We start from the raw sequence: 21,168 nt of genomic DNA, 5'->3' as shown, positions 1-21,168 counted from the left end.
CAGGACAAAGTACTCGGCTACGATCGACCCCAGCAAGGGCGCACGATCACTGACGAAGGAGTCCCCGATGGTCGACATCAAACCGACATCCACGAGCACGCTTCCACCGCTCGGCACCGGCCCGTACCGCAAGCGTCTCGGCGTGCTGGCACTCGTCGCCACCTTCGGCGGCCTGCTCTTCGGGTACGACACCGGCGTGATCAACGGCGCCCTGCTCCCGATGAAGCAGGAGCTCGGCCTGACGAACCTCACCGAGGGTGTCGTCACCAGCTCCCTGCTGTTCGGTGCCGCCATCGGCGCGATGCTCGGCGGTCGGATCGCTGACGGGTGGGGACGCCGCAAGACGATCATCTTGCTCGCGGTGACCTTCTTCGTCGGCACCCTGACGTGCGTCTTCGCCCCGGCCTTCGGCGTGATGGTCATCGGCCGTGTACTCCTCGGGCTGGCGGTCGGTGGTGCGTCGACGGTGGTGCCGGTGTTCCTCGCCGAACTCGCCCCGTACGAGATCCGTGGGTCCCTCTCCGGCCGGAACGAGCTCATGATCGTGATCGGGCAGCTCGCGGCCTTCGTCGTGAATGCGATCATCGGCACCCTCTGGGGTGAGGGCAACGGCGTCTGGCGCGTCATGCTCGCCGTGTGTGCGCTCCCCGCGATCGCGTTGTTCATCGGCATGCTCCGCGTCCCGGAGTCGCCGCGGTGGTTGGCGTCGAAGGGTCGGAACGACGAGGCGCTCGAGGTGCTCGGTCAGATCCGCTCGAAGGAGCGCGCGGTCGCCGAGCTCGACGACATCAAGCGGACGAACGACCTCGAAGCGAAGATCCAGCGCGTCAGCGGCTGGCGCACCCTGCTCGGCAACAAGTGGCTGATCCGCATCGTGCTCATCGGCGCCGGCATCGGTGTCGCGCAGCAGCTCACCGGCATCAACTCGATCATGTACTACGGCCAGACCGTGCTCATCGAGTCCGGCTTCGAGCAGTCGGCGGCGCTGATCGCCAACATCGCGCCCGGGATCATCGCGGTGATCGGTGGCGTGATCGCGATCACCAACATGGAGCGGATCAACCGCCGGACGACGCTCATCATCGGTTACTCGCTGACGACCGTGTGCCACTTCCTGATCGGCATCGCGTCGATCACCCTCCCCGCCGGCAACCCGGCCCGCCCCTGGGTGATCCTGTTCCTCGTCGTCGCCTTCGTCGGCTCGATGCAGACCTTCCTCAACATCGCCACGTGGGTGATCCTGTCCGAGATCTTCCCGACGCAGATCCGTGCGCTCGGCATGGGCATCTCGGTGTTCTGCCTCTGGATCGCGAACGCGTTCCTCGGGCTGTACTTCCCGTCGATCGTCGCTGCGACCGGCATCACCGGGACGTTCTTCGGATTCGCCATCGTCGGTGTGCTGGCGCTGTTCTTCATCTGGAAGTTCGTGCCGGAGAGCCGCGGCCGCACCCTCGAGGAGGTCGAGGAAGGCGTCACGACCGGCAACATCTTCACGGTCCCCGACAAGAAGGCCCGCCGCTGACCCGTGCCACCGGAGCCGACCACACCAGGGGGTGTGGTCGGCTCCGTCCGTTCCTCGCGCATGACACCATCGGGACATGGTGACCGAGACGCCCCGAGTGCCCCGTCGGCGGGTCTTCGACCGGATCCGGACCGTGGTCGGCGTCACGGCGCTGGTCCTGCTGCCGATCGTGGTCGTCGGCGGCATCGTCCTCGAGCGGTCGACCTCGGCCGCGCTCGGTCAGCCGGTCGTCGTGGACGTCGCCGGGGAGCACGCTCGGGCGTCGGTGCAGATCGACTCGTTCCACGAGATCGAGCGGAAGCGAGCACGGTCGCTGGGCATCGACCTCGACGAGTCCACGCGGGCGTACATCGCCCGCGGCTCGGTGCGGCTCGTCGGCGGCACCCTCGACGACACTCCGGTGTTCTCGTCCCGGCACTGGGTGCTCCACGAGCGCAACCACAGTGGCAAGTCCGGTGTCTCCCCGGACTGGGCCGTAGCAACCGAGGAGTCCCTGCCGGTCGGCGATCCGGCGTTCGACCGCCTCTGCCCGTCGACGCAGAACGCCTCGGACCTCCGGCGCGGCCGCACCGTCCGGCTGTGCGAGGTCGTCTTCCTCGGTACCACGATCCAGCCCGGATCGCTGGAGTGGGAGGGTGACGCCGGTTCCGGGATCCTGCACCGCACCACGCGGTGGCGGTTGCCGCTGCACCCGACGCCACTGACGTCCTGAGGGGAACCCCGCCGACGCGAAGAGCGTGACCGCCAACGGACGGGAGGCACGGTGCCGGCCGGCACCGTGCCTCCCGTCCGTTGGCGGCGCACGCGGTCTCCACTGCAGGCGGCCTGCGAAGATGGGGCCATGGCTGACACCGCGCCCAGGGGTACCGACGAGCTGCTGGCCGCGTCACGGGGGCTGCTCGGCGTGGTGGCCCGGTCCCTGGCACCGGCGCTCGAGGACGTCACCGTCCCGCAGTTCCGACTGATCGTCCTCGTGTCGACACTCGGTCCGACCCGCGCCGGTGACCTCGCAGAGCGATTGGCGGTCGGTCCGTCGACGTTGACCAGGAACGTCGACCGGCTGGTCGCGGGCGGCTGGGTCGAACGTCGCTCGAGCGAGGAGAACCGACGAGAGGTCCTCGTCGTCGCGACCGACCGGGGCAGGGAGCTGGTCGACGAGGTGAGCGAGCGGCGTCGTCAGGAGCTCGCGGCGATCCTGGTGCGGATCCCCGAGGGTGAGCGTGACGCGGTCGTCGCGGGCATGGCTGCGCTCCGACGGGCGATGGGGGAGCCACTGCCGGAGGAGATCTCGGCGTTCGGCGGCTGACGAGGCGCCACGGATCCGCCGAGTGGGCCAAAGTTAATTGCATGAGTACAATCATTGTGCCCGTGCAATTGACTCTGGAGGACCGTGTCCACACACGACGTCACCCGCCCACACCTCCACCGCGCCGGAACGCGCTTCGGCGGTGCCGCCGTCCGGCTCGCGTTGCCCGCCCTCGTCGTCGGAGCCGGGGCCGGCGTGGCTGCCGTCGTCTTCCGATGGCTCATCGAGCACGCCACGTGGGTCTTCAGCGGCCACGCCGACTACTCCGCCAGGCACGGGAACCCCGCGAACCAGTGGGTGCCGTGGCTCGGGGCCGGCTTCGTCGTCCTCGCGCCGGCCGTCGGCGGTCTGCTCTACGGGCCGCTGATCCAGCGCTTCGCCCGTGAGGCGCGCGGCCACGGCGTCCCCGAGGTGATGTTCGCCGTCGCCCGCAACGGCGGCAGGATCCGCGGGAGCGTCGCGGTCGTGAAGGCCGTCGCGAGCGCGATCTGCATCGGGGCCGGCGGTTCGGTGGGTCGCGAGGGGCCGATCATCCAGATCGGCTCGGCACTCGGTTCCACGATCGGCCGCTGGATGCGGATGCCGGAGGTCCGGCTGCGGACGCTCGTGGCGTGCGGGGCGGCCGGCGGGATCTCGGCGACGTTCAACGCCCCCGTCGCCGGGGTCTTCTTCGCGCTCGAGCTCCTGCTCCGCGACTTCACGCCGACCTCGTTCGGCGCCGTCGCCATCGCAAGCGTCACGGCAGCGCTCATCGGCCGTGCGGCGTTCGGCGACACTGCGTTCCTGCACTTGCCCGCGATCGGGTCCATCACCCCGCCCGAGTACCTGCTCTTCGCACTGCTCGGGCTCCTCGCGGGCGCGATCGGCATCGGCTTCGCGCGGGTGCTGTACCTCGTCGAGGACCTCTGTGACGCGCTCTGGCGGGCCACGAAGGGGCCGGAGTGGCTCCGGCCGATCGCTGGCGGCCTGCTGCTCGGCCTCCTGCTCCTCGTCCTGCCGCAGATGTACGGCGTCGGCTACCCGGTGCTCGAGCGGGGCGTCGGCGGCGAGTACGCGATCGGGTTCCTGGCGCTGCTCGTGATCGGGAAGGTGGTGGCGACGTCACTGACCCTCGGCATCGGCGGGTCGGGAGGCGTGTTCGCGCCGTCGCTCTTCGTCGGCGCGATGACGGGAGCCGCCTTCGGCGAAGTGGTCGCGATGGTCGATCCGTCGATGCGCGGGCAGGTGGCGGCCTTCGCCGTGGTCGGCATGGCCGCGGTCTTCGCCGGGTCGACCCGTGCGCCGATCACGGCCGGCATCATGCTGTTCGAGCTCACCGGTGATGACGCGCTGATCCTGCCCGTGTTCGTCGCGATCGTGATCGCCACCGCAGTGTCGCGGGTGCTCTCGCGCGACACGATCTACACGCTCAAGCTCAGTCGACGCGGGGTGGACCTGATGGACTCGGCGGTGGAGCCTCGTCGGCGTTCGGGGGCGACGGCCGGGTCGTCGGCGCGGCCGCTCGCCGACGTGCTGACGACCGAGGCGACCGCCGCGCAGGCGCTCGAGGTGCTGGAGGGTTCCGGCGGCCGTCCGGTCGTGGTCGTCGGTGTCGACGGGCAGTTCGCCGGGGTGGTCTCCGCGAGGTCCGTCGGGGACGCCGTGCTGGGGGACGTCGGCTTCGCCTCGCGCTCGGTCGTCGACGTGGTCGCCGACGTCCGCGCGGTCCCCGCGGACTCCGCGCTCGAGGCCGTCGTCACCGACGTCGTCGACGCCACTGAGACGGTGGGGCTGCCGGTGGTCGACGAATCCGGGCGGCCGGTCGGCTGGCTCGGAGCGGCGGACGCGCTGCGCGCCCTGGTGCCCGACAGTCGGACGAATCGCGCGTAGGAAGACGAATCGCGCGTAGGAGGCCGGATGTTCCGGTCACCTACGCGCGATTCGGCTTTCCACTGCGGGCGCGATGGGTCGGATCGCAACCAACGACCGCGTTACGGGCGCAACAGCACCTTGCCGACCCGGCCGGCGGTGTCCGAGGCGCGGACCGCGTCCTGGACGTCCTCGAACGCGAAGGTCTCCGCGACGGGAAGCGTCAGCGAGCCGTCGAGCACCCGCGTGATGAGCTCGCCGAAGAGTTGCTGCTTCGTCTCGGCGGGCATCGTGCGCGAGACCACGCTGCCCCAGAAGCCCTTCACGGTGAGCTGGCCGAAGATGACCTTGCCCGACGGGATCTCGAGCGTCGGCGACGCCATGGCGCCGAAGACGACGAGCGTTGCGTCCTCCCCGAGGACGGACGCGATGTCCCCGGCGGCCTTGCCACCGACCGACTCGACGCCGGCGACGATCGGAGCGCCACCGGTGATCGCGGCGACCTGGTCCTTCCAGTCCTCGGCGTCGGTGGCGACGATGCGCTCGATGCCCTGGCCGCGGAGCTCCTCGACACCGGCGGCGCGACGCACCAGACCGATGACGTTGATCCCGCGTGCCTTGCCGAGCTGCGCGACCATGCGGCCGACGGCACCGTTCGCGGCGTTCTGGATGAGCCAGTCTCCCTCGTGCAGGTCGAGGGAGTGCAGCAGGCTGATCGCGCTGAACGGCATCGAGACGAGCTGTGACGCGGCCTCGTCCGTCATCGCGTCGGGCACCGGGACGAGCCCGGCGGCGTTGGCCGTGTAGTACTCGGCCCAGACGCCGAACGCGCCGCCGGCGACGCGCTGGCCGACCTGCAGGTTCGTCACGCCGTCACCGAGGGCCTCGACGACGCCGAGTGCCTCGGTGCCGGATGCGGCGGGCAGCTCCGGCTTGAAGCCGTAGGTGCCGCGGACGGTCCAGAGGTCGTGGTTGTGGATCGGGGAGAGGACCGTGCGGACGAGGACCTCGCCGGCGCCGGGCGTGGGGACCGGACGCTCCTCGACGTGCAGGACCTCGGCGGGCTCGGCGAAGGTGTCGTGGACGACGGCGCGCATGGTGGTGTCGGTCATGGACTAGTCCTCCGAGACGGTGATCGTGACGTCGATGTTGCCGCGCGTCGCGTTCGAATAGGGGCACACCTGGTGCGCGGCGTCCGCGAGGGCCTGGGCTTCGTCGTGCTCGATGCCGGGCAGGACGACCTCGAGCAGGACGGCGAGCTGGTAGCCGCCGTTGCCGTTCGGGCCGATCTGGACGCGGCCACCGACGGAGGACTCGTCGATCTTCACCTTCTTGGCGCGCGCGACGCCCTGCAGTGCGGAGTGGAAGCATGCAGCGTAGCCGGCGGCGAAGAGCTGCTCGGGGTTGGTGCCGTTGCCGGAGCCGCCCATCTCCTTCGGGATGGCCAGGTCGAGCTCGAACGAGCCGTTGCTGGTCGCGACGCGGCCGTCACGGCCGGCGCCGGTGGAGAGGGCCTCGGCGGTGTAGAGGGCTTCCATGTGGTGTTCCTTCCTTCGTGGGGTACTGGGGCGGGCGCTCAGGGGTGCCCGGCGGGCTGCGCGGCCGCGGCGTGCATCGTCTCGGTGAGGCGCTGCAGCGTGTGGATGAGGTCGGCGGCGGACTGCTCGTCGGGGAGCCCGGTGCCGCGGGCGATGCGTGCGGGGATGTCGGCGAGTTCGGGGCGGAGGGCACGGCCGCGGTCGCCGATCGTCACCGTGACGACCCGTTCGTCGGCGCTGCGGCGCTCGCGACGCACCAGGTCGGACTGCTCCATGCGACGGAGCAGCGGCGACAGCGTGCCGGAGTCGAGCTGCAGGTGGTCGCCGAGGGTCGAGACGGTCTGGTCGCCCTCGACCCAGAGGGTCACGAGGACGAGGTACTGCGGGTACGTCAGGCCCCACGGCTCGAGCATCGTGCGGTACGCCTGGGTGGTCGCCCGGGTCGCCGCGTAGAGCGAGAAGCACACCATCTCATCGGTCACCGGCATGCACCAAGCATTGCATGCAACCGAGTTGTGCACAACCTTTCTGGTGCGACGGACCAGCGCGGCGCTCCGTCGCGGTCACGATCGGGCGCGGGCGACCGTCTCCTCGATCAGCGCGGCGCACGTCGCGGCCTGGTCCTCGACGAGCATGTGGCCGGTGTCGGGCACGATCACGAGCCGGGAGCCCGGGATCGCCTCGTGGATCGCCCGTGTGTGTTCCGGCCGGACGACGTCGTTCTCCCCGGCGGCGACGAGCACCGGTGCCGTGATCCGCGCGACGTCCTCGGCGGTCATGCGGGGCTCGGTCAGCCACAGCTCGACGGTCTTCGCGGCGATGACCGGGAAGTACGAGCGGTCCTGCGGGGCGATCGCCGCCCAGTCGTCCCCGATCGCCTCGTCGAGCTCCTCCGCCGTGACCGACCCCGGCTGGTACCCGGACGGGTCGAGGTTGCCGGAGAACGCCGAGACCGACGCGACCAGGTCCGGCCGTGCGATCGCGAGCAGCAGGGCGGTGTTCGCGCCGTCGCTGTGGCCGACCACGTGGACCGGGCCTCCGATGCGCTCGTCGACGAGGGTGGCCGCCTCGGACACCATCGACGCGAAGCCGAGCGGCTCGTCGGTGTCCGGCGTCCGTCCGTGCCCACGTCGGTCGTACGTCCAGACCTCGAGCGCCGGGTCGAGACGAGCGAGGATCGGGTCGAACACCCGTCCGTCCGAGACGCCGCCGTGCAGGAGCACGACCTTCGGTGCGGACGGCCCCGAGCCGGCCCGCATGCGGAACCACACGGGGACACCGTCGACGTCGTGGGTGCCGGTCTCGAAGTCGCTCACCGGATCAGCGTAGGGCCGTCGCTGAGCGGAATGACACGAACGACGATTAGGCTTGCCACACCAACGATGACCAGCAACCACCCAGCCACAGCACGAACAACGACGCCTCGAGTCGGATCGTCGTCGTCCCACGGCAAGACGATCCTGATCGGCGAGCACGCCGTGGTCTACGGTGCACCCGCGCTCGTGCTGCCGGCGAACGACGTGCTGGTCACGGCGACCGTGACGCCGATCCCGGGGAGCGCCGGACACCAGCTCGAGTCGGCGGTGCACACCGGCCCCCTCGACCTCGCTCCGGCCGCCGTCATGCCGACCGTGACGGCCGTGACGGCCACGCTGCGGCACCTCGGCGAGACCGGGCAGCAGTTCCACGTCCGGGTGGACAGCGACGTGCCGACGGCGCGGGGCATGGGGTCGAGCGCCGCGGTCGCCGCCGCCGTCACCGCAGCGGTCGCCGATGCCCTCGGTGTCGTCCTGGACCCGGAGACCCACCACGAGCTCATCCAGGAGTGCGAGCGCGTCGCCCACGGCCGTCCGTCCGGACTCGACGCACGGGGCGTCGTCGCGGACGTCCCGGTCTGGTTCGAGGGCGGCCGCATCGAACCGGTCGAGGTGCGCGGCGAGTTCGTCTTCGTGATCGCCGACACCGGTGTGCCCGGCCACACGCGCGAGGCCGTGACGGCGGTCCGTGAGCGGCACGACCGCGACCCCGGAGCGGTGGACGCGGTCATCGGTCAGATCGGCGAGCTGTCGCGACGGGCGCGGGGGACACTCGGGGATGGCGACGCACAGGCACTCGGTGCCACGATGGACGCCGCGCACGAACTGCTCACCACCCTCGACGTGTCGAGTGATGACCTCGACCGGCTCGTCGGCGCCGCACGCAGCGCGGACGCCCTCGGCGCGAAGCTCACCGGCGGTGGGCGGGGCGGTTGCGTCCTCGCACTCGCCGCGGACGGTGAGCACGCGGACCGCATCGCGGTCGCGCTCTGCGGCAGCGGCGCCGCCGCCACCTGGACCACTCGGATCGGAGACCGCGCTTGAGCACTGCCACCGCCGTCGCGCACCCCAACATCGCACTCGTGAAGTACTGGGGCAAGGCGGACGCCGACCTCGCGCTGCCCGCGACGGGCAGCGTCTCGATGGGCCTCGACGTCTTCCCGACGACCACCACGGTCACGCTGGTGGACGGGAAGGAGGCTCGTGATGCGCTCGTCCTGAACGGTCACGTCGCCGACGACGGGGCGTTGACCCGCGTCCAACGGTTCCTCGACATCGTCCGGCAGCTGGCGGGCAGCGACGCGCACGCGCTCGTCGAGTCGACGAACGAGGTGCCGACGGGTGCCGGCCTGGCGTCGAGCGCATCCGGCTTCGCCGCGCTCGCCACCGCAGCCGCCGCCGCGTACGGCCTCGACCTGTCCGAGCGTGACCTGTCCCGCCTCGCGCGCCGTGGGTCGGGATCGGCGACGCGCTCGATCCCCGGCGGGGTGTCGGTCTGGCACGCCGGCGACGACCTGGGCTCGTACGCGGAGACGATCCCGGCGCCGCCGATGGCGATGGTCGTCGTGACGATCGACGCCGGGCCGAAGGAGATCGGTTCGCGCGAGGCGATGCGACGGACGATCGCGACGTCGCCGTTCTACCCGGCATGGGTGACGTCGACGACGGAGACGGTCGGCGACATGCTTGACGCCTGTGCCGCCGGTGACTTCACCCGCGTCGGCGAGCTCACGGAGAGCAACGCGCTCCGCATGCACGCCACGATCGAGGGCTCGTTCCCCCCGATCCGCTACCTGAACGCCCGCAGCGTCGCCGTGTTCGACGCCGTCGCCGAACTCCGCGCCGCCGGCACCGAGGCGTACGCGACGGCCGACGCCGGACCGAACGTCGTCGTGCTCACGAAGCCAGAGGACCGTGGTGCCGTCGCCGGTGCGCTCGCGGGCTTCGGCGACGTCATCGAGTCCGGCACCGGACCAGCCGCTCACGTCGTCCGCTCCGAAGGAACGGGGAGCCACCCCGACCAGAAGGAGTCCGCCGAGTGATCGAGTTCCGTGCCCACGGCAAGCTGTTCGTCGCGGGGGAGTACGCCGTCGTCGAGCCGGGGCAGCCCTCCGTCATCATCGCCCTCGACCGCACCATCACGGCCCGTGTCGCCGAGGGGCACGGTGCCGGCAGCGTGCACTCGGAGGAGTACGGGCACCTGCCGCTGACGTGGACCCGCGCCGAGGACGGCATCGCGCTGGACCGGGAACACCACCCGTACGACTACGTGATGGCGACGATCGACCTCGTCGAGAAGCTCCGTGGTGAGCTCGGCATCGAACCGCGGTTCCACGACCTCCGCATCTCCAGCCAGCTCGACGACGCCAGCGGTCGAAAGTTCGGACTCGGCTCGTCCGCAGCGGTGACCGTCGCCACGGTCGGCGCCCTCGACCGGTTCTACGGCCTGGGGCTCTCGCAGCGTCAGCGCTTCCAGGTCGCCCTGCTCGCGACCATCCGGGTGAACCCCCGCGCGTCCGGCGGGGACCTGGCGGCGAGCACGTTCGGCGGGTGGCTCCGCTACAGCGCCCCCGACCGCGAACGTCTGGCAGCGCAGCTCGACGCGCGCACCGTGTCGGAGATCCTGCACGACGCGGACGCGTGGGACGGCTTCGACGTCCAGCGCCTGCCTGCACCCGAGAACCTGCGCCTGCTCGTCGGCTGGACCGGTTCGCCGGCGTCCACCACGAAGCTCGTGGGCGTGGTGCGGCGGCACCGGAACGGCGGCTACCAGGCGTTCCTCGACGACAGCCGGGCCTGCGTCGACGACCTGACCACGGGCCTCCAGACCGGCGACGCCGCGCGCACCCTGGACGCCCTGCGGCGCGCCCGTGGCCTGATGCAGCGCCTCGGCGACTCCGTCGGCTCCAGCATCGAGACCGAGCGCCTGACCACCCTGTGCGACGTCGTCGAGCGTGCCGGCGGGGCGGCGAAGCCGTCGGGCGCCGGTGGCGGCGACTGCGGCATCGCCCTCGTCCCGATCGAGGACGACACCGCGGAGAGCGACACCGCCGGGATCCTCCGCGAGTGGGAGGCGCACGACATCCGGCACCTCACCATCGCCGTGCAGCCGCCGGAAGGCCCGATCGAATGAGCACCGTCGAATGAGCGACAAGACCATCACGCAGACCCCGATCCCCACGCGCTGGGTCGGTCCCCTCCGGGTCAGCGGCAACGCCGTCGAGGGCGAGCACGAGGTGCCCCTCGCGACGTACGAGTCGCCGCTGTGGCCGTCCGTCGGACGCGGTGCCCGCATCTCCCGCATGGTCGAGGGCGGCATCGTCGCGACGGTCGTCGACGAGCGCATGACCCGCTCCGTGGTCGTGCGTGCGACGAGCGCCGCCGCCGCACACATCGCGGCCGGACAGATCCTCGCGCGGCAGCCGGAGCTCGAGGCGGTCGTCACCGGGCAGAGCCGCTTCGCGAAGCTCATCGAGGTGCACCCGGAGATCGTCGGCGACCTGCTCTTCCTGCGCTTCGCGTTCACGACGGGTGACGCGTCCGGCCACAACATGGTCACGCAGGCCGCGGACACGCTGCTGCCGACGATCCTCGGCTGGCACCCCGAGCTGTCGTACGTGTCGATCTCCGGCAACTTCTGCTCCGACAAGAAGGCGACGGCCGTGAACGGCATCCGTGGCCGCGGGCGGAACACGATCGCCGAGATCGTCCTGCCCGGCATGGTCGTCGAGCGGTTCCTGAAGTCCTCGACCGAGCGGATCGTCGAGCTGAACACGGCGAAGAACCTGGTCGGCTCCACGATCGCCGGTGCCCTGCGCTCCGCCAACGCCCACTACGCGAACATGCTCCTCGGGTTCTACCTGGCGACGGGGCAGGACGCCGCGAACATCGTCGAGGGCTCCCAGGGCATCACGTTCGCCGAGGCCCGCGGCGACGACCTGTACTTCTCGTGCTCGCTGCCGCACCTCATCGTCGGGACGGTCGGCAACGGCAAGGGCAACGACCTGCCCGTGGTCGAGGACGCCCTGGTGCGCCTCGGCTGCCGCGAGGACCGCGAACCCGGCGCGAACGCCCGACGGCTCGCCGGCCTCTGCGCCGCGACCGTCCTCTGCGGCGAGCTCTCCCTGCTCGCGGCACAGACCAACCCCGGTGAGCTCATGGCGGCGCACGTCGCCATGGAGCGGGGTTCTGCTCGGAAAGAAGAGAAGGCATGACCGGCATCGGCATCCACGACATCGCGGTCGCGACCGGGCACCACGTGCTCGAACTCGACGACCTGGCCGTGCAGCTCGGCGTGGACCCGGCGAAGTACCACGTCGGCATCGGCCAGGACGCCTTCAGCGTGCCCGCCCCCGACGAGGACATCGTCACGATGGGGGCAGCAGCTGCGAAGCAGGTCGTCGACCGCCACGGCTCGGAGGGCATCCGCACGGTGCTGTTCGCGACGGAGTCCGGCATCGACCAGTCGAAGGCCGCCGGGGTGTTCGTGCACGGACTGCTCGGCCTCCCGACGAACGCCCGCGTGGTCGAGCTGAAGCAGGCCTGCTACGGCGGGACCGCTGCGCTGCAGCTCGCGCTCGGCATCGTCGCGCGGGACCCCCGCGAGCGCGTCCTCGTGATCGCCGCGGACGTCGCCCGCTACGACGTCGACACCGCCGCCGAGCCCACGCAGGGTGCTGGCGCGGTCGCCATGCTCGTCACCGCCGACCCGGACCTCATCGAGATCGAGCCGCTGTCCGGCCTGTTCACCGCCGACGTCGACGACTTCTGGCGTCCGAACGACCGCTCGACCGCCCTGGTCGACGGCCGCCTGTCGGTCAGTGCCTACGTGGACGCCTTCATCGGCGCCTGGGACGACCTGGCGGCGCGCGGCGGCCCGGCGATCGACGACATCGACCGGTTCGTGCACCACCAGCCGTTCACGAAGATGGCTTTGAAGGCGCACCGGAAGCTCACGCAGCACGTCGGCACGGAGTTCGACGAGTCCGAGCTGGTGACGGGGTTCACGTACAACAAGCAGGTCGGCAACACGTACACGGCGTCGCTCTGGATCGCGCTCGCCGCCCTCCTCGACCTCGACGACGACCTCGCCGGCAAGCGGATCGGCATGTTCAGCTACGGCTCCGGCAGCGTCGGCGAGATGCTGACCGGTGTCGTCCGCCCCGAGTACCGGCAGCACCGCCGTGACGGCTCCGTCCCCACGGCGCTCGCGGCCCGGGTACCGCTGACCGTGGCCGAGTACCGGGCCCTGCACGCGACGGGTGCCGCGACCAGCGACGACGTCGAACGGCCGCGCGTGACCACCGCCCCGTTCCGGTTCGCCGGCGTGCTCGGCGGCGCGCGGCACTACGAGGCGACCACCCACCAGGGGTGACGGACGGGGCGGACCCGACCAGTGCCTCCAGGCCGAGCAGGGGACGCACGGTGTAGACAGACGCATGGGACAGCTCATCTACGCCGGGGAGGCACTCGACCTCCACATCGATGACCGTGCCCTCACGCACCTGCAGATCGTCATCGTGAACATGCTCCGTCGTGACCACCGCTTCGTGTTCTCGTGGAAGGACGACGCACTGCACGGTGACGGCCGGTCGAGCATCTGGCTGCACCCGAACGTCAGCCTGCACTTCAAGTTCGCCGGCAGCCGGGCACCGTCCGTCAACCGGTCGTGGCTCGAGGAGCTGTACACCTCGGCGTCCTCCGGGTCCGGACTGGTGCTCACCCCGGAGCCGCCGGACACCGGGACGGGTGACGACTCGCCGTGGTCCCGTGCCGTGGTCCCCGGAGATGCTTAGCATTCCGATCGGTATGTGTCAACGGGTACCGCGCACCGGCGAACCCCAGTACGGTGCAGAGACCGCTCGATGTTCCCGTCGTCGTCGGCTCAGGGTGCCGTGACGGCGGGGGAGACCCGGATCAGGGGGCTCCCCGCAGGCGCCGGGCGGTCAGGGTCGCCGTCCCGCCCGAGGATTCGGGTTCCGAAGGCCGGGACGGCGGCCACCTCTCAGTACACGTCGCGGACGTACCGCTTCGCGCGACGCAGGTCGGCGAGGTACTCGGCGGCGTCGTCGTCGCCCTTGCCGCGTTCGGTCGCGATGACCTGCAGCAGCGCAGACTCGACGTCCTTCGCCATCCGTGACGCGTCGCCGCACACCGTGAAGGTCGCACCGTCCTCGAGCCACGCGTAGAGCTCCCTGGACTGCTCGCGCATCCGGGTCTGCACGTAGACCTTCTCGGCCTGGTCGCGCGAGAACGCCAGGTCCATGCGGGTGAGGACGCCCTGCTCCTGCAGCGCCGTGAGCTCGTCCCGGTACACGAAGTCGGTGTCGCGGTGCTGGTCGCCGAAGAACAGCCAGTTGCGCCCGGTGGCGCCGCTCGCCGCCCGCTCGTGCAGGAACCCGCGGAACGGCGCGATGCCGGTCCCCGGGCCGACCATGATGAGCGGTGCGTCGTCGTCGGCGGGGACACTGAACGCGGCGTTCGGCTGCAGGTACACGCCGACCTCGTCGCCGATCGCCACCCGGTCGGCCAGGTGCGTGGACGCGACGCCGGAGTGCCGACGGTTCACGTCGCCGTACCGGACGGAGGCGATCGTCAGGTGGATCCGGTCCGGGTGCGCGAGCGGGCTCGACGAGATCGAGTACTGGCGTGCCTGGAGCGGCCGGAGGAACGGCAGCAGCTCGTCCAGCCCCGGTGCCGCGGGGCCGGCGTCACGGAGCAGGTCGAGCACGTCACGGCCCCAGAGCCAGCGGTCCAGCTCGTGCTTGTCGCCGTGCGCGACGACTGCCGCGAGCTCGCTGGACGGGGCACGCTGCACGAGGTCCGCGACGAGGTCCTTCGACGGCGTCCGGATCTCCCGGTCGCCGCGGAGCACGTCGACGACGGCCCGACCGTCGAACCGCTCGTCGCCGGTGGCACCGAGGTGGTCCAGCAGCTCCGACACCAGGGCGTCGTCGTTGCGCGGCACGACGGCGAGGGCGTCGCCGGCGGCGTACGTGATGCCGCTGTCGCCGAGGTCGAACTCGTAGTGCCGGATCTCCTTCGCGCTGCGCGGGTCGGAGAGCAGCCGGTTCGCCACCAGACGGGCACGGTACGGGTTGCGCTTGTTCCACTGGGAACCCGGCCTGGAGGCTCGGCTCGCGCCCGCCCCGCCGGCTGGGGTCCCGTCGCTGGTCGCGCCGATGGCCGCGGTCGCGCCGGTCGCGCCGGCCTGCGTCTGGATCAGGTCGAGGACGCCGGCGGTCCAGAGGGCTGCCGGGTCCTCGAAGTCCACGTCGCAGTCGACGCGGTCGTGGATCCTGGTGGCGCCGAGCTGCTCGAACCGGGTGTCGAGGAGCTTGCCGGCCTGGCAGAACTCGTCGTAGCCGCTGTCGCCGAGCCCGAGGACCGCGAACTGCAGTCCCTCCAGCCGCGGGGTGGCGTCGGACTGGATCGCGTCCCAGAACAGGCCGGCGTTGTCCGGCATCTCGCCCTCGCCGTACGTCGAGGTGACGACGAGCACGTGCGACAGCCCGGCGAGCTGCTCGGGGGAGACGTCGTCGAGCGCCGTGGTCCGGCCACCGAGTCCACGGGCCCGCGCACCGGCGACGAGCTGGTCGGCCAGGAACTCGGCGTTGCCGGTCTGGGTGCCGAACAGCACGTCGATCGTGGTGGTCGGCGCCGGTGCCTGGGACTTCTTGCCGGCGGCGGCGATGCCCGCGATGAACCCGGCGAGCCAGGACTCCTGGGCAGCGGAGAACGGGGCGTCGACCGGGATCAGCGAGCCGGTCGGGGGCAGGAGGGTCACGCGGTCACCGCCTCGGCAGGGGCCTCTGGGGCGCGGCGGGCGATGTCCTCGAGCGCCGCGGTGGCGAGCAGCTCGTCGAAGCGTGCCGCACGGACGCGTCCGTCGTTCTTGGCGTTCTGGTGCATGATCCAGCCGGTCGTTCCCGGTGCGTCCATGCTGCGGTTGTTCCGCTGCGTGAGCGCACGCTTGTAGTCGTCGAGTCGCTTGATCGCGATGAGGGTGGCGAGCTCGTCGTCCGCGAACTTCTCGAGCGTGCCGCGCAGGTACTTCACCACGCGCTGCTTCACGAAGAAGTCCTCGGTCAGGACGAGGTTCTTGACGGCCTCGGCGACGCGGGGGTCGTTCGGGTCCGTCGCGCCGGGGACCCGCTCGAGCGCGATGTCCTGCGCGGCGCCGAGCACCGTGTACGACGACAGCAGCGAGAACATGTCGTCGCCCTGGTCGCCGAGCGCGGGGGCACGGCCGTCGAGCACGGTGCGACGGTCGCGGTAGTCGACCTTGAACGCGCGGAGCTTGTCCGTCGCGGTCGACGTCGCGAGCTCGTCGAGCAGCTCGTTCCTCGTCGCGGCCGCCAGGATCGCCTCCGCGTCCTGCGTGAGCAGGAGCGCGCGGGGCATACCGACGAACACGTGCGTGCGGGCCGTGTCCCAGTCGGCCAGCAGCCGGGCGGCGAGCTCGGAGCCGGTCGCCTCGAGGTGCCAGGCGAGGAGCAGCCGCGCCGCGTCCTCGTGGAACGCGCCGCGGTCGGTGTCGGTGACGGGGAAGACCAGGAGCGAGTCGGTGCTGGCGCGCTCGGTGACCTGCCCTGACGGGTCGTACTGGTACAGGAAGCCGCCGGACATCCCGTTCCCGAGTCCCTTGCCGAAGCCGCCGAGGTTGAACACCGCGCCGCCCGTCATGTACTCGCAGCCGAAGTCGCCGAGCCCCTCGACCACCGCGGTCGCGCCGGAGTTCCGGACGGCGAACCGGTCGCCGGCCTCGCCCTCGACGAACGTCCGCCCGCCGGTGGCGCCGAACAGCGCGAAGTTGCCGATGAGGACGTTCCCGCCACGGACCGTGCTGCCGCCGCCCGGCGCACGCACGACGATGCGGCCGCCGCTCTGGCTCTTGCCGACGCCGTCGTTCGCGGTGCCCGTGTGGTCCAGCAGGACGCCGTCGTTGTTGAAGACGCCGTAGGACTGCCCGGCCGAGCCGCTCGTGCGGATCGTCACGGCACCGTCGACCAGGCGCCGGCGACCGCGGTCGTCCGTGGTGACGGCGGGGACGTCCTCGAACGACGCGTCGCGGAGCTCGTGGTTGAGGATCCGCTCGACGTCGATGCCGAACTGGCCGCCGACCGACTTGTCGGCGTTGCCGAGGACCACGCCGTCGATGGTGACGGAGTGCTCTCGGTGGGTCAGGAGCGCCGTGCGGACCCGCTCGATGAGCGCGTCGTCGGTGCGGAAGTCCTTCTCCAGGTACTCCGGGTCGGTGACGACCTGCTCGGGCACCTGCGCGAGCAGGTTCCGCACGTCCAGCCGCCCGACGCTCGCCGGGTGGTCGAGGAGCTGCAGCAGGTCCGTGCGACCGCGGGCCTCGCGCAGGGATCGCAGACCGAGGCGCGCGAGGATCTGCCGGACGTCGTGCGCGATGTTCAGCAGGTACTGCGCGAGCGCGCGGGGGTCGCCCTCGAACGCCTCGGCGTTCGTGGTGAGGCCGGCAGGGCACTTCACGTTGCAGTTCTTCGCCATCACGCAGCCGAGCATCATCAGCGCGGTGGTGCCGAACTCGAAGCTGTCACCGCCGAGGAGCGCGCTCGTGACGACGTCGCTGCCGGTCTGGTGCGCGCCGGAGCAGCGGAGCGTGACCTTCTGCCGGAGGCCGTTCGCGACGAGGGCCTGGTGGACCTCCGCCACGCCGATCTCCGCGGAGCGGCCCGCGTACTTCAGGCTCGTGACGGCCGCAGCGCCCGTGCCGCCGGTGTTCCCGGCGACGTTGATGACGTCCGCGCCGGCCTTCGCGACGCCCACGGCGATGGTGCCGATGCCCTCGGAGGACACCAGCTTGACGATCACCCGGACGCGGGCGGCCTTGCAGTCGTGGATGAGCTGCGCGAGGTCCTCGATCGAGTACGTGTCGTGGTGCGGGGGCGGGGAGATGAGCTCGACGCCGGGGGTGCCACCGCGGGCAGCGGCGATGTCGACCGTGACCTTCGGCGCCGGGAGCTGGCCGCCCTCGCCGGGCTTCGCACCCTGGCCGATCTTGATCTCGAGCTCCTCGAGCATGGGGTCGGCGAGGTAGCCGGCCCAGATACCGAAGCGGCCGGAGGCGAACTGCTTGATGCGCGAGCCGCGGATGGTGCCGTAGCGGGAGTGGTGCTCGCCGCCCTCGCCGCTGTTCGACATGCCGCCGACCATGTTCGTGCCGTGCGCGACCGCCTCGTGCGCGGTGGCGACGAGCGCCCCGTGGCTCATCGCACCCGACGCCAGCGTCCTGGTGATCTCGTGCGCCGGCTGGACGTCGTCGAGTTCGACGCTCTCCGGTGCGCTCTCCAGGAGCGCCAGGAGGTCGACGGCGAACCCGGTGGTGCGGAGCGTCACCTGGGTGTCGTCGACGTCGTCGACGTCGACCTGGCCGGGGAAGACCAGCGCCAGCCCGCTCGCGAGGGCCGTGTGGCGCTCGGTGCCCAGCGATCCTGCGGACGTGAGCCGCAGACGGAACCGCACCGGGCCTCCCGTCGGACCGCCGTCCCCGACCCGTGAGCCGAGCAGACCGCGCACCGTGACGCTGCTGTTGCCGGTGAGCGAGAACCGGCCGAGTTCGCGTGCGAAGTCCTCCGCGGTGTCGAGCCCGGTGACGTCCGCGGGCAGGGCCAGCACGTCGCGGAGCGCGCTCGGGCGGCGGGAACGCTCCTCGTGCGTGGTCTGCAGGAAGGTCCGGTAGCCCGGTGTCGTGCGGAAGGCGTCGATCTCGGCGTCGCTCAGCCGGTCGTAGCCGGTGTTCCGGTACGCGGCGTCGGAGATGCCGAACGCGTCGTCGAGCTGCCCGAGCGTCAGGAGCTGGAGCGCTTCCGAGTCGCCGGAGCGCTCGAAGGACGGACGCTCCTCGGTCATGCCGCCGAAGCCGCGCACGCTCGCGACGCCGAACGAGTGCCCGGCACCGTCCGAGCGCTCCTTGAAGAGCCCGAGGAGCGGGACCTGGGCGTCGCCCTGCACACTCCGCGCGCGCTCGTGCCAGTCCGTCGCCGCCTGGGCGATGCGGGCGAAGCCGACACCACCGACCGGGGCGTCCATGTGCGGGAAGACCCGGGCGAACAGGTCGTCGCGGGTGTCGAGGTAGTTCGGCTCGAAGAACTCGCCGCCGATGTAGCTCTCCGCGGTGCAGAGCCCGACACGGCCCATCGTCTTCGCGAGGGCCTTCTCGGCTGCCTTCCTGAACTGCTTCAGCGCCTGGTCGGTGGCGGTGAGCTCGCCGGCCGGTGCCGGGGCTGCCGGGTACTTCTCCTCGGCACGGAGGCGCGCGGACAGGCTGTAGACCGCTGCGGCACCGAAGCCGAGCGCCGTCGCCACGTGGTGCGACGATGGGAGCTGACCGCTCTCCGCGACGATCGAGACGCGCAGCCGCAGACCCGTCTCGATGAGGCGCTGGTTCACCGCCGCGACGGCGAGGATCACGGGGAGGGCGGCGTGGGTGCTCGAGACACCGCGGTCGGTCAGCACCGCGATCCCGCCGCGCTGCTCGGCGAACGCCACGACCGCGTCGGCGAGCCGCTCGGTCGCGGTGCGCACCGCGTCGGCGTTGGCCTGCTCGTCCCCGAGGACGGGGACGTAGAGCATGGCGAAGCGCTCGAGCGGCACGATGTCCTGGTCGCGGAGCCGCACCATGTCGAGGTGCCCGAGGATCGGGGACTGCACGACGAGCTGCCGGGTCTGCGCGCCGGTGCCGTCGGGGCTGTGCCCGTCGAGCTTGGCTCCGAGGGCGACGCGCATGCTCATGCCGTCTGCCTCGCGGATGGAGTCCAGCGGCGGGTTCGTCACCTGGGCGAAGCGCTGCGAGAAGTACTTCGCCATGCCGCCCTCGGTGTCGCTGAGCGCGTTGATGGCGTTGCCGTAGCCCATCGCCGAGATCCGCTCCGAGCCGTTCTGCAGCATCGGGTCGAGCATGAACCGGAAGCTCTCCTGGTTCAGCGAGTACGCCACGTAGCGGCCCTGCAGCGACAGGTCGCCGTCGTAGCCGAGGGTGTTCGTGGTGCGGTCGTAGTCTGGCGCGGGCAGGTCGTCCAGGTTGACCCGGGCGTCGTCGAGCAGCGTGCCGTAGTCCCGGCGGGCGGCGAGCATCTCGAGGACCTCGCCGGTGCGCATCTGCGTGCCGGTGCGGTGGTCGACGACGAGCATGCCGCCGGCCTCGATGCGGCCGCGGTGCACGACCTCGTCGTCGGGGAACGTGACCTGACCGGCCTCGGACGACACCATCAGGTACTCGGCCGTCTCGACCGTGCGGAGCGGGCGGAGCCCCAGGCGGTCGAGTCGGGCACCGACGACGTCGCCGTCGCTGAAGATCACGGCGGCGGGACCGTCGTTCTTTTCCTCGTACAGCGAGAAGTACTCGAGCATCGCGCGGACGTCGTCCGTCAGCGTGCGGTCGTTCTCCCACGCCGGCGGCATGAGCGACACGACGGCCTCGACGATCTCCAGGCCGTCGTCGAACACCCGACTCTGCAGGGTCTGGTCGAGGCGGCTCGAGTCGGACTGTCCCGGTGGACGGACGATGCTGCGCGTGCGTGCTCGGGCGAGCGCCTCGTCGGAGAGGCGGTTCTTCCGGTCGGTGTTGAGCTCGCCGTTGTGCGCCATCAGGCGGAACGGCTGCGCCATCGTCGGGTGCGGCTCGGTGTTCGTCGAGAAGCGGGTGTGGAAGTACAGCGTCCGGACGGAGTGCCGGGGGTCGCGGAGGTCCGTGAAGTACCCGATGACCTCGCCGGAGTTCAGGCGGCCCTTGAGGACCTGCGTGCGGGCGCTCAGGGACAGCGGCGACAGGGCGGCGTGCTCGAGGTGCTGCTCGGCCGCCTCGCCGTAGGAGATCGCCTCGATCGCGAGCAGGGCACGGTTGGCGGCGGCGTCGACGTCGGCCCGTTCCCATCCGGACGGGGCGCGGAACACCCACTGCACGATGGGCAGCTGGTACTGCTCGGCCTCGGGGCGGGCGACGGTGTGGTCCACCGGGACGTCGCGGACGAGGAGGAGCTCGAAGCCCTGCTGCTCGATCTGCTCGGTGACGGTGCGGACCGCGCGGTCGCGCTCGTCGGACCGGCTCGGGACAAAGCAGTTCGCGACGCCGAAGTGGCCCGTGCGGAGTTCCTCGCCGGTGAGCGCGCTGAAGAACTCCACCGACAGGTCGATGCTGACGCCGGCGCCGTCGCCGACCCCCTCGGAGGACTTGCCGCCGCGGTGCGGGATCGCACAGAGCGCTTCGTCGCCCTTCACGATGACGTCGTGGCTCGGCGTCCCGTCGAGGCGGGTGATGAAGCCGACGCCGCAATCGGAGTTCTCGCGGGCAGGGTCGTACAGACCGAATGGGGAGGGGTTCACGTGCGGGTCCTGAGGAGCGAGTGCCGGCAGCGGACGGACGGAGGCTGCAACGGTGGAGCGCTCGCCGCGGGCGGACCGGTGGTGTCGGTCGGGCCCTGTGGGGTCGTGGTGCGGTGAGGCGATGCTAAGCGTTGGTATACCGACAGCGCAACACCGCTGCGTCCTGCTCGCGTGGCGATGCGGACGGCACCCGTGGTGCGCTGCGGCGCCGAACAACGGAAACCGATCCGCACCACGGACTTCCGCGGTTCGGATCGGTTTCGGTTGTGCTGCGTTCCTCGGCTGTGC

16 protein-coding genes are annotated in these 21,168 nt (G+C 71.2%); 10 read left to right on the top strand and 6 right to left on the bottom strand.

All coding sequences use genetic code 11. The features are described from left to right. The first annotated feature begins 67 nt into the window (after window positions 1–67). The 4 genes from ACO0E1_RS01445 to ACO0E1_RS01430 all read left to right on the top strand — a co-directional run bounded on the left by ACO0E1_RS01445 (window position 68) and on the right by ACO0E1_RS01430 (window position 4,697). The gene (locus ACO0E1_RS01445) at window positions 68–1,522 is read left to right on the top strand and encodes a sugar porter family MFS transporter (protein WP_422872539.1); all 1,455 of its coding nucleotides are present in this window, start codon (window positions 68–70) and stop codon (window positions 1,520–1,522) included. A 76-nt stretch (window positions 1,523–1,598) separates the two neighbouring features. Further along, window positions 1,599–2,234: a hypothetical protein gene (locus tag ACO0E1_RS01440; RefSeq protein ID WP_422872538.1), complete on the top strand. Its 636-nt coding sequence runs from the start codon at window positions 1,599–1,601 to the stop codon at window positions 2,232–2,234. A gap of 129 nt (window positions 2,235–2,363) precedes the next feature. Beyond that, window positions 2,364–2,828 carry a MarR family winged helix-turn-helix transcriptional regulator gene (locus ACO0E1_RS01435; protein WP_422872537.1) on the top strand — a complete coding sequence of 155 codons (465 nt, stop codon included), beginning with the start codon at window positions 2,364–2,366 and terminating at the stop codon, window positions 2,826–2,828. Between the two features lie 84 nt (window positions 2,829–2,912). After that, entirely contained in the window at window positions 2,913–4,697 is a 1,785-nt protein-coding gene (locus ACO0E1_RS01430; protein WP_422872536.1) for a chloride channel protein, read from the top strand. A gap of 101 nt (window positions 4,698–4,798) precedes the next feature. Here ACO0E1_RS01430 and ACO0E1_RS01425 read toward each other — a convergent pair whose 3' ends face one another. From ACO0E1_RS01425 to ACO0E1_RS01410, 4 genes are all read right to left on the bottom strand, one after another. Beyond that, window positions 4,799–5,773: a zinc-binding dehydrogenase gene (locus tag ACO0E1_RS01425; protein WP_422872725.1), complete on the bottom strand. Its 975-nt coding sequence runs from the start codon at window positions 5,771–5,773 to the stop codon at window positions 4,799–4,801. Between the two features lie 18 nt (window positions 5,774–5,791). Then, window positions 5,792–6,214: an organic hydroperoxide resistance protein gene (locus ACO0E1_RS01420; protein ID WP_422872535.1), complete on the bottom strand. Its 423-nt coding sequence runs from the start codon at window positions 6,212–6,214 to the stop codon at window positions 5,792–5,794. Between the two features lie 38 nt (window positions 6,215–6,252). After that, window positions 6,253–6,702 carry a MarR family winged helix-turn-helix transcriptional regulator gene (locus tag ACO0E1_RS01415; protein ID WP_422872534.1) on the bottom strand — a complete coding sequence of 150 codons (450 nt, stop codon included), beginning with the start codon at window positions 6,700–6,702 and terminating at the stop codon, window positions 6,253–6,255. 75 nt (window positions 6,703–6,777) lie between these two features. Further along, window positions 6,778–7,530 (bottom strand): alpha/beta fold hydrolase, encoded by a 753-nt coding sequence (locus ACO0E1_RS01410; RefSeq protein WP_422872533.1) that lies wholly within the window; start codon window positions 7,528–7,530, stop codon window positions 6,778–6,780. Between the two features lie 66 nt (window positions 7,531–7,596). Between ACO0E1_RS01410 and mvk the strand changes: the two genes are divergently transcribed. The 6 genes from mvk to ACO0E1_RS01380 all read left to right on the top strand — a co-directional run bounded on the left by mvk (window position 7,597) and on the right by ACO0E1_RS01380 (window position 13,325). Further along, window positions 7,597–8,574 carry a mevalonate kinase gene (mvk, locus tag ACO0E1_RS01405; protein WP_422872532.1) on the top strand — a complete coding sequence of 326 codons (978 nt, stop codon included), beginning with the start codon at window positions 7,597–7,599 and terminating at the stop codon, window positions 8,572–8,574. Beyond that, complete coding sequence (gene mvaD / locus ACO0E1_RS01400; RefSeq protein ID WP_422872531.1) at window positions 8,571–9,572, top strand: diphosphomevalonate decarboxylase; 1,002 nt, start codon at window positions 8,571–8,573, stop codon at window positions 9,570–9,572. The genes mvk and mvaD overlap by 4 nt, the downstream gene beginning before the upstream one ends. Further along, window positions 9,569–10,663: a phosphomevalonate kinase gene (locus ACO0E1_RS01395; protein WP_422872530.1), complete on the top strand. Its 1,095-nt coding sequence runs from the start codon at window positions 9,569–9,571 to the stop codon at window positions 10,661–10,663. The genes mvaD and ACO0E1_RS01395 overlap by 4 nt, the downstream gene beginning before the upstream one ends. Before the next feature lie 10 nt (window positions 10,664–10,673). Then, on the top strand, window positions 10,674–11,744 hold the full coding sequence (locus tag ACO0E1_RS01390; protein WP_422872529.1) for a hydroxymethylglutaryl-CoA reductase: 1,071 nt from the start codon (window positions 10,674–10,676) through the stop codon (window positions 11,742–11,744). Then, complete coding sequence (locus ACO0E1_RS01385; RefSeq protein ID WP_422872528.1) at window positions 11,741–12,904, top strand: hydroxymethylglutaryl-CoA synthase; 1,164 nt, start codon at window positions 11,741–11,743, stop codon at window positions 12,902–12,904. The genes ACO0E1_RS01390 and ACO0E1_RS01385 overlap by 4 nt, the downstream gene beginning before the upstream one ends. 64 nt (window positions 12,905–12,968) lie before the next feature. Next, a complete protein-coding gene (locus ACO0E1_RS01380; protein WP_422872527.1) occupies window positions 12,969–13,325 on the top strand; it encodes a DUF7882 family protein in 357 nt (118 codons plus the stop codon). A 209-nt stretch (window positions 13,326–13,534) separates the two neighbouring features. Here ACO0E1_RS01380 and ACO0E1_RS01375 read toward each other — a convergent pair whose 3' ends face one another. Next, the gene (locus tag ACO0E1_RS01375; RefSeq protein ID WP_422872526.1) at window positions 13,535–15,316 is read right to left on the bottom strand and encodes a sulfite reductase subunit alpha; all 1,782 of its coding nucleotides are present in this window, start codon (window positions 15,314–15,316) and stop codon (window positions 13,535–13,537) included. Beyond that, on the bottom strand, window positions 15,313–20,880 hold the full coding sequence (locus ACO0E1_RS01370; protein WP_422872525.1) for a glutamate synthase-related protein: 5,568 nt from the start codon (window positions 20,878–20,880) through the stop codon (window positions 15,313–15,315). The genes ACO0E1_RS01375 and ACO0E1_RS01370 overlap by 4 nt, the downstream gene beginning before the upstream one ends. Window positions 20,881–21,168: the final 288 nt, after the last annotated feature.

The organism is Curtobacterium guangdongense (genome assembly GCF_049341845.1).
Lineage (GTDB): Bacteria > Actinomycetota > Actinomycetes > Actinomycetales > Microbacteriaceae > Curtobacterium > Curtobacterium guangdongense.
This window is presented reverse-complemented; position numbering and strand designations above follow the sequence as displayed.

Coding starts and splice junctions, on each gene's coding strand:
- ACO0E1_RS01385 (WP_422872528.1), top strand. CDS start 11,741: ATGACCGGCATCGGCATCCACGACATCGCGGTCGCGACCGGGCACCAC.
- ACO0E1_RS01380 (WP_422872527.1), top strand. CDS start 12,969: ATGGGACAGCTCATCTACGCCGGGGAGGCACTCGACCTCCACATCGAT.
- mvk (WP_422872532.1), top strand. CDS start 7,597: ATGACCAGCAACCACCCAGCCACAGCACGAACAACGACGCCTCGAGTC.
- ACO0E1_RS01445 (WP_422872539.1), top strand. CDS start 68: ATGGTCGACATCAAACCGACATCCACGAGCACGCTTCCACCGCTCGGC.
- ACO0E1_RS01435 (WP_422872537.1), top strand. CDS start 2,364: ATGGCTGACACCGCGCCCAGGGGTACCGACGAGCTGCTGGCCGCGTCA.
- ACO0E1_RS01440 (WP_422872538.1), top strand. CDS start 1,599: ATGGTGACCGAGACGCCCCGAGTGCCCCGTCGGCGGGTCTTCGACCGG.
- ACO0E1_RS01415 (WP_422872534.1), bottom strand. CDS start 6,702: ATGCCGGTGACCGATGAGATGGTGTGCTTCTCGCTCTACGCGGCGACC.
- ACO0E1_RS01420 (WP_422872535.1), bottom strand. CDS start 6,214: ATGGAAGCCCTCTACACCGCCGAGGCCCTCTCCACCGGCGCCGGCCGT.
- ACO0E1_RS01425 (WP_422872725.1), bottom strand. CDS start 5,773: ATGCGCGCCGTCGTCCACGACACCTTCGCCGAGCCCGCCGAGGTCCTG.
- ACO0E1_RS01390 (WP_422872529.1), top strand. CDS start 10,674: ATGAGCGACAAGACCATCACGCAGACCCCGATCCCCACGCGCTGGGTC.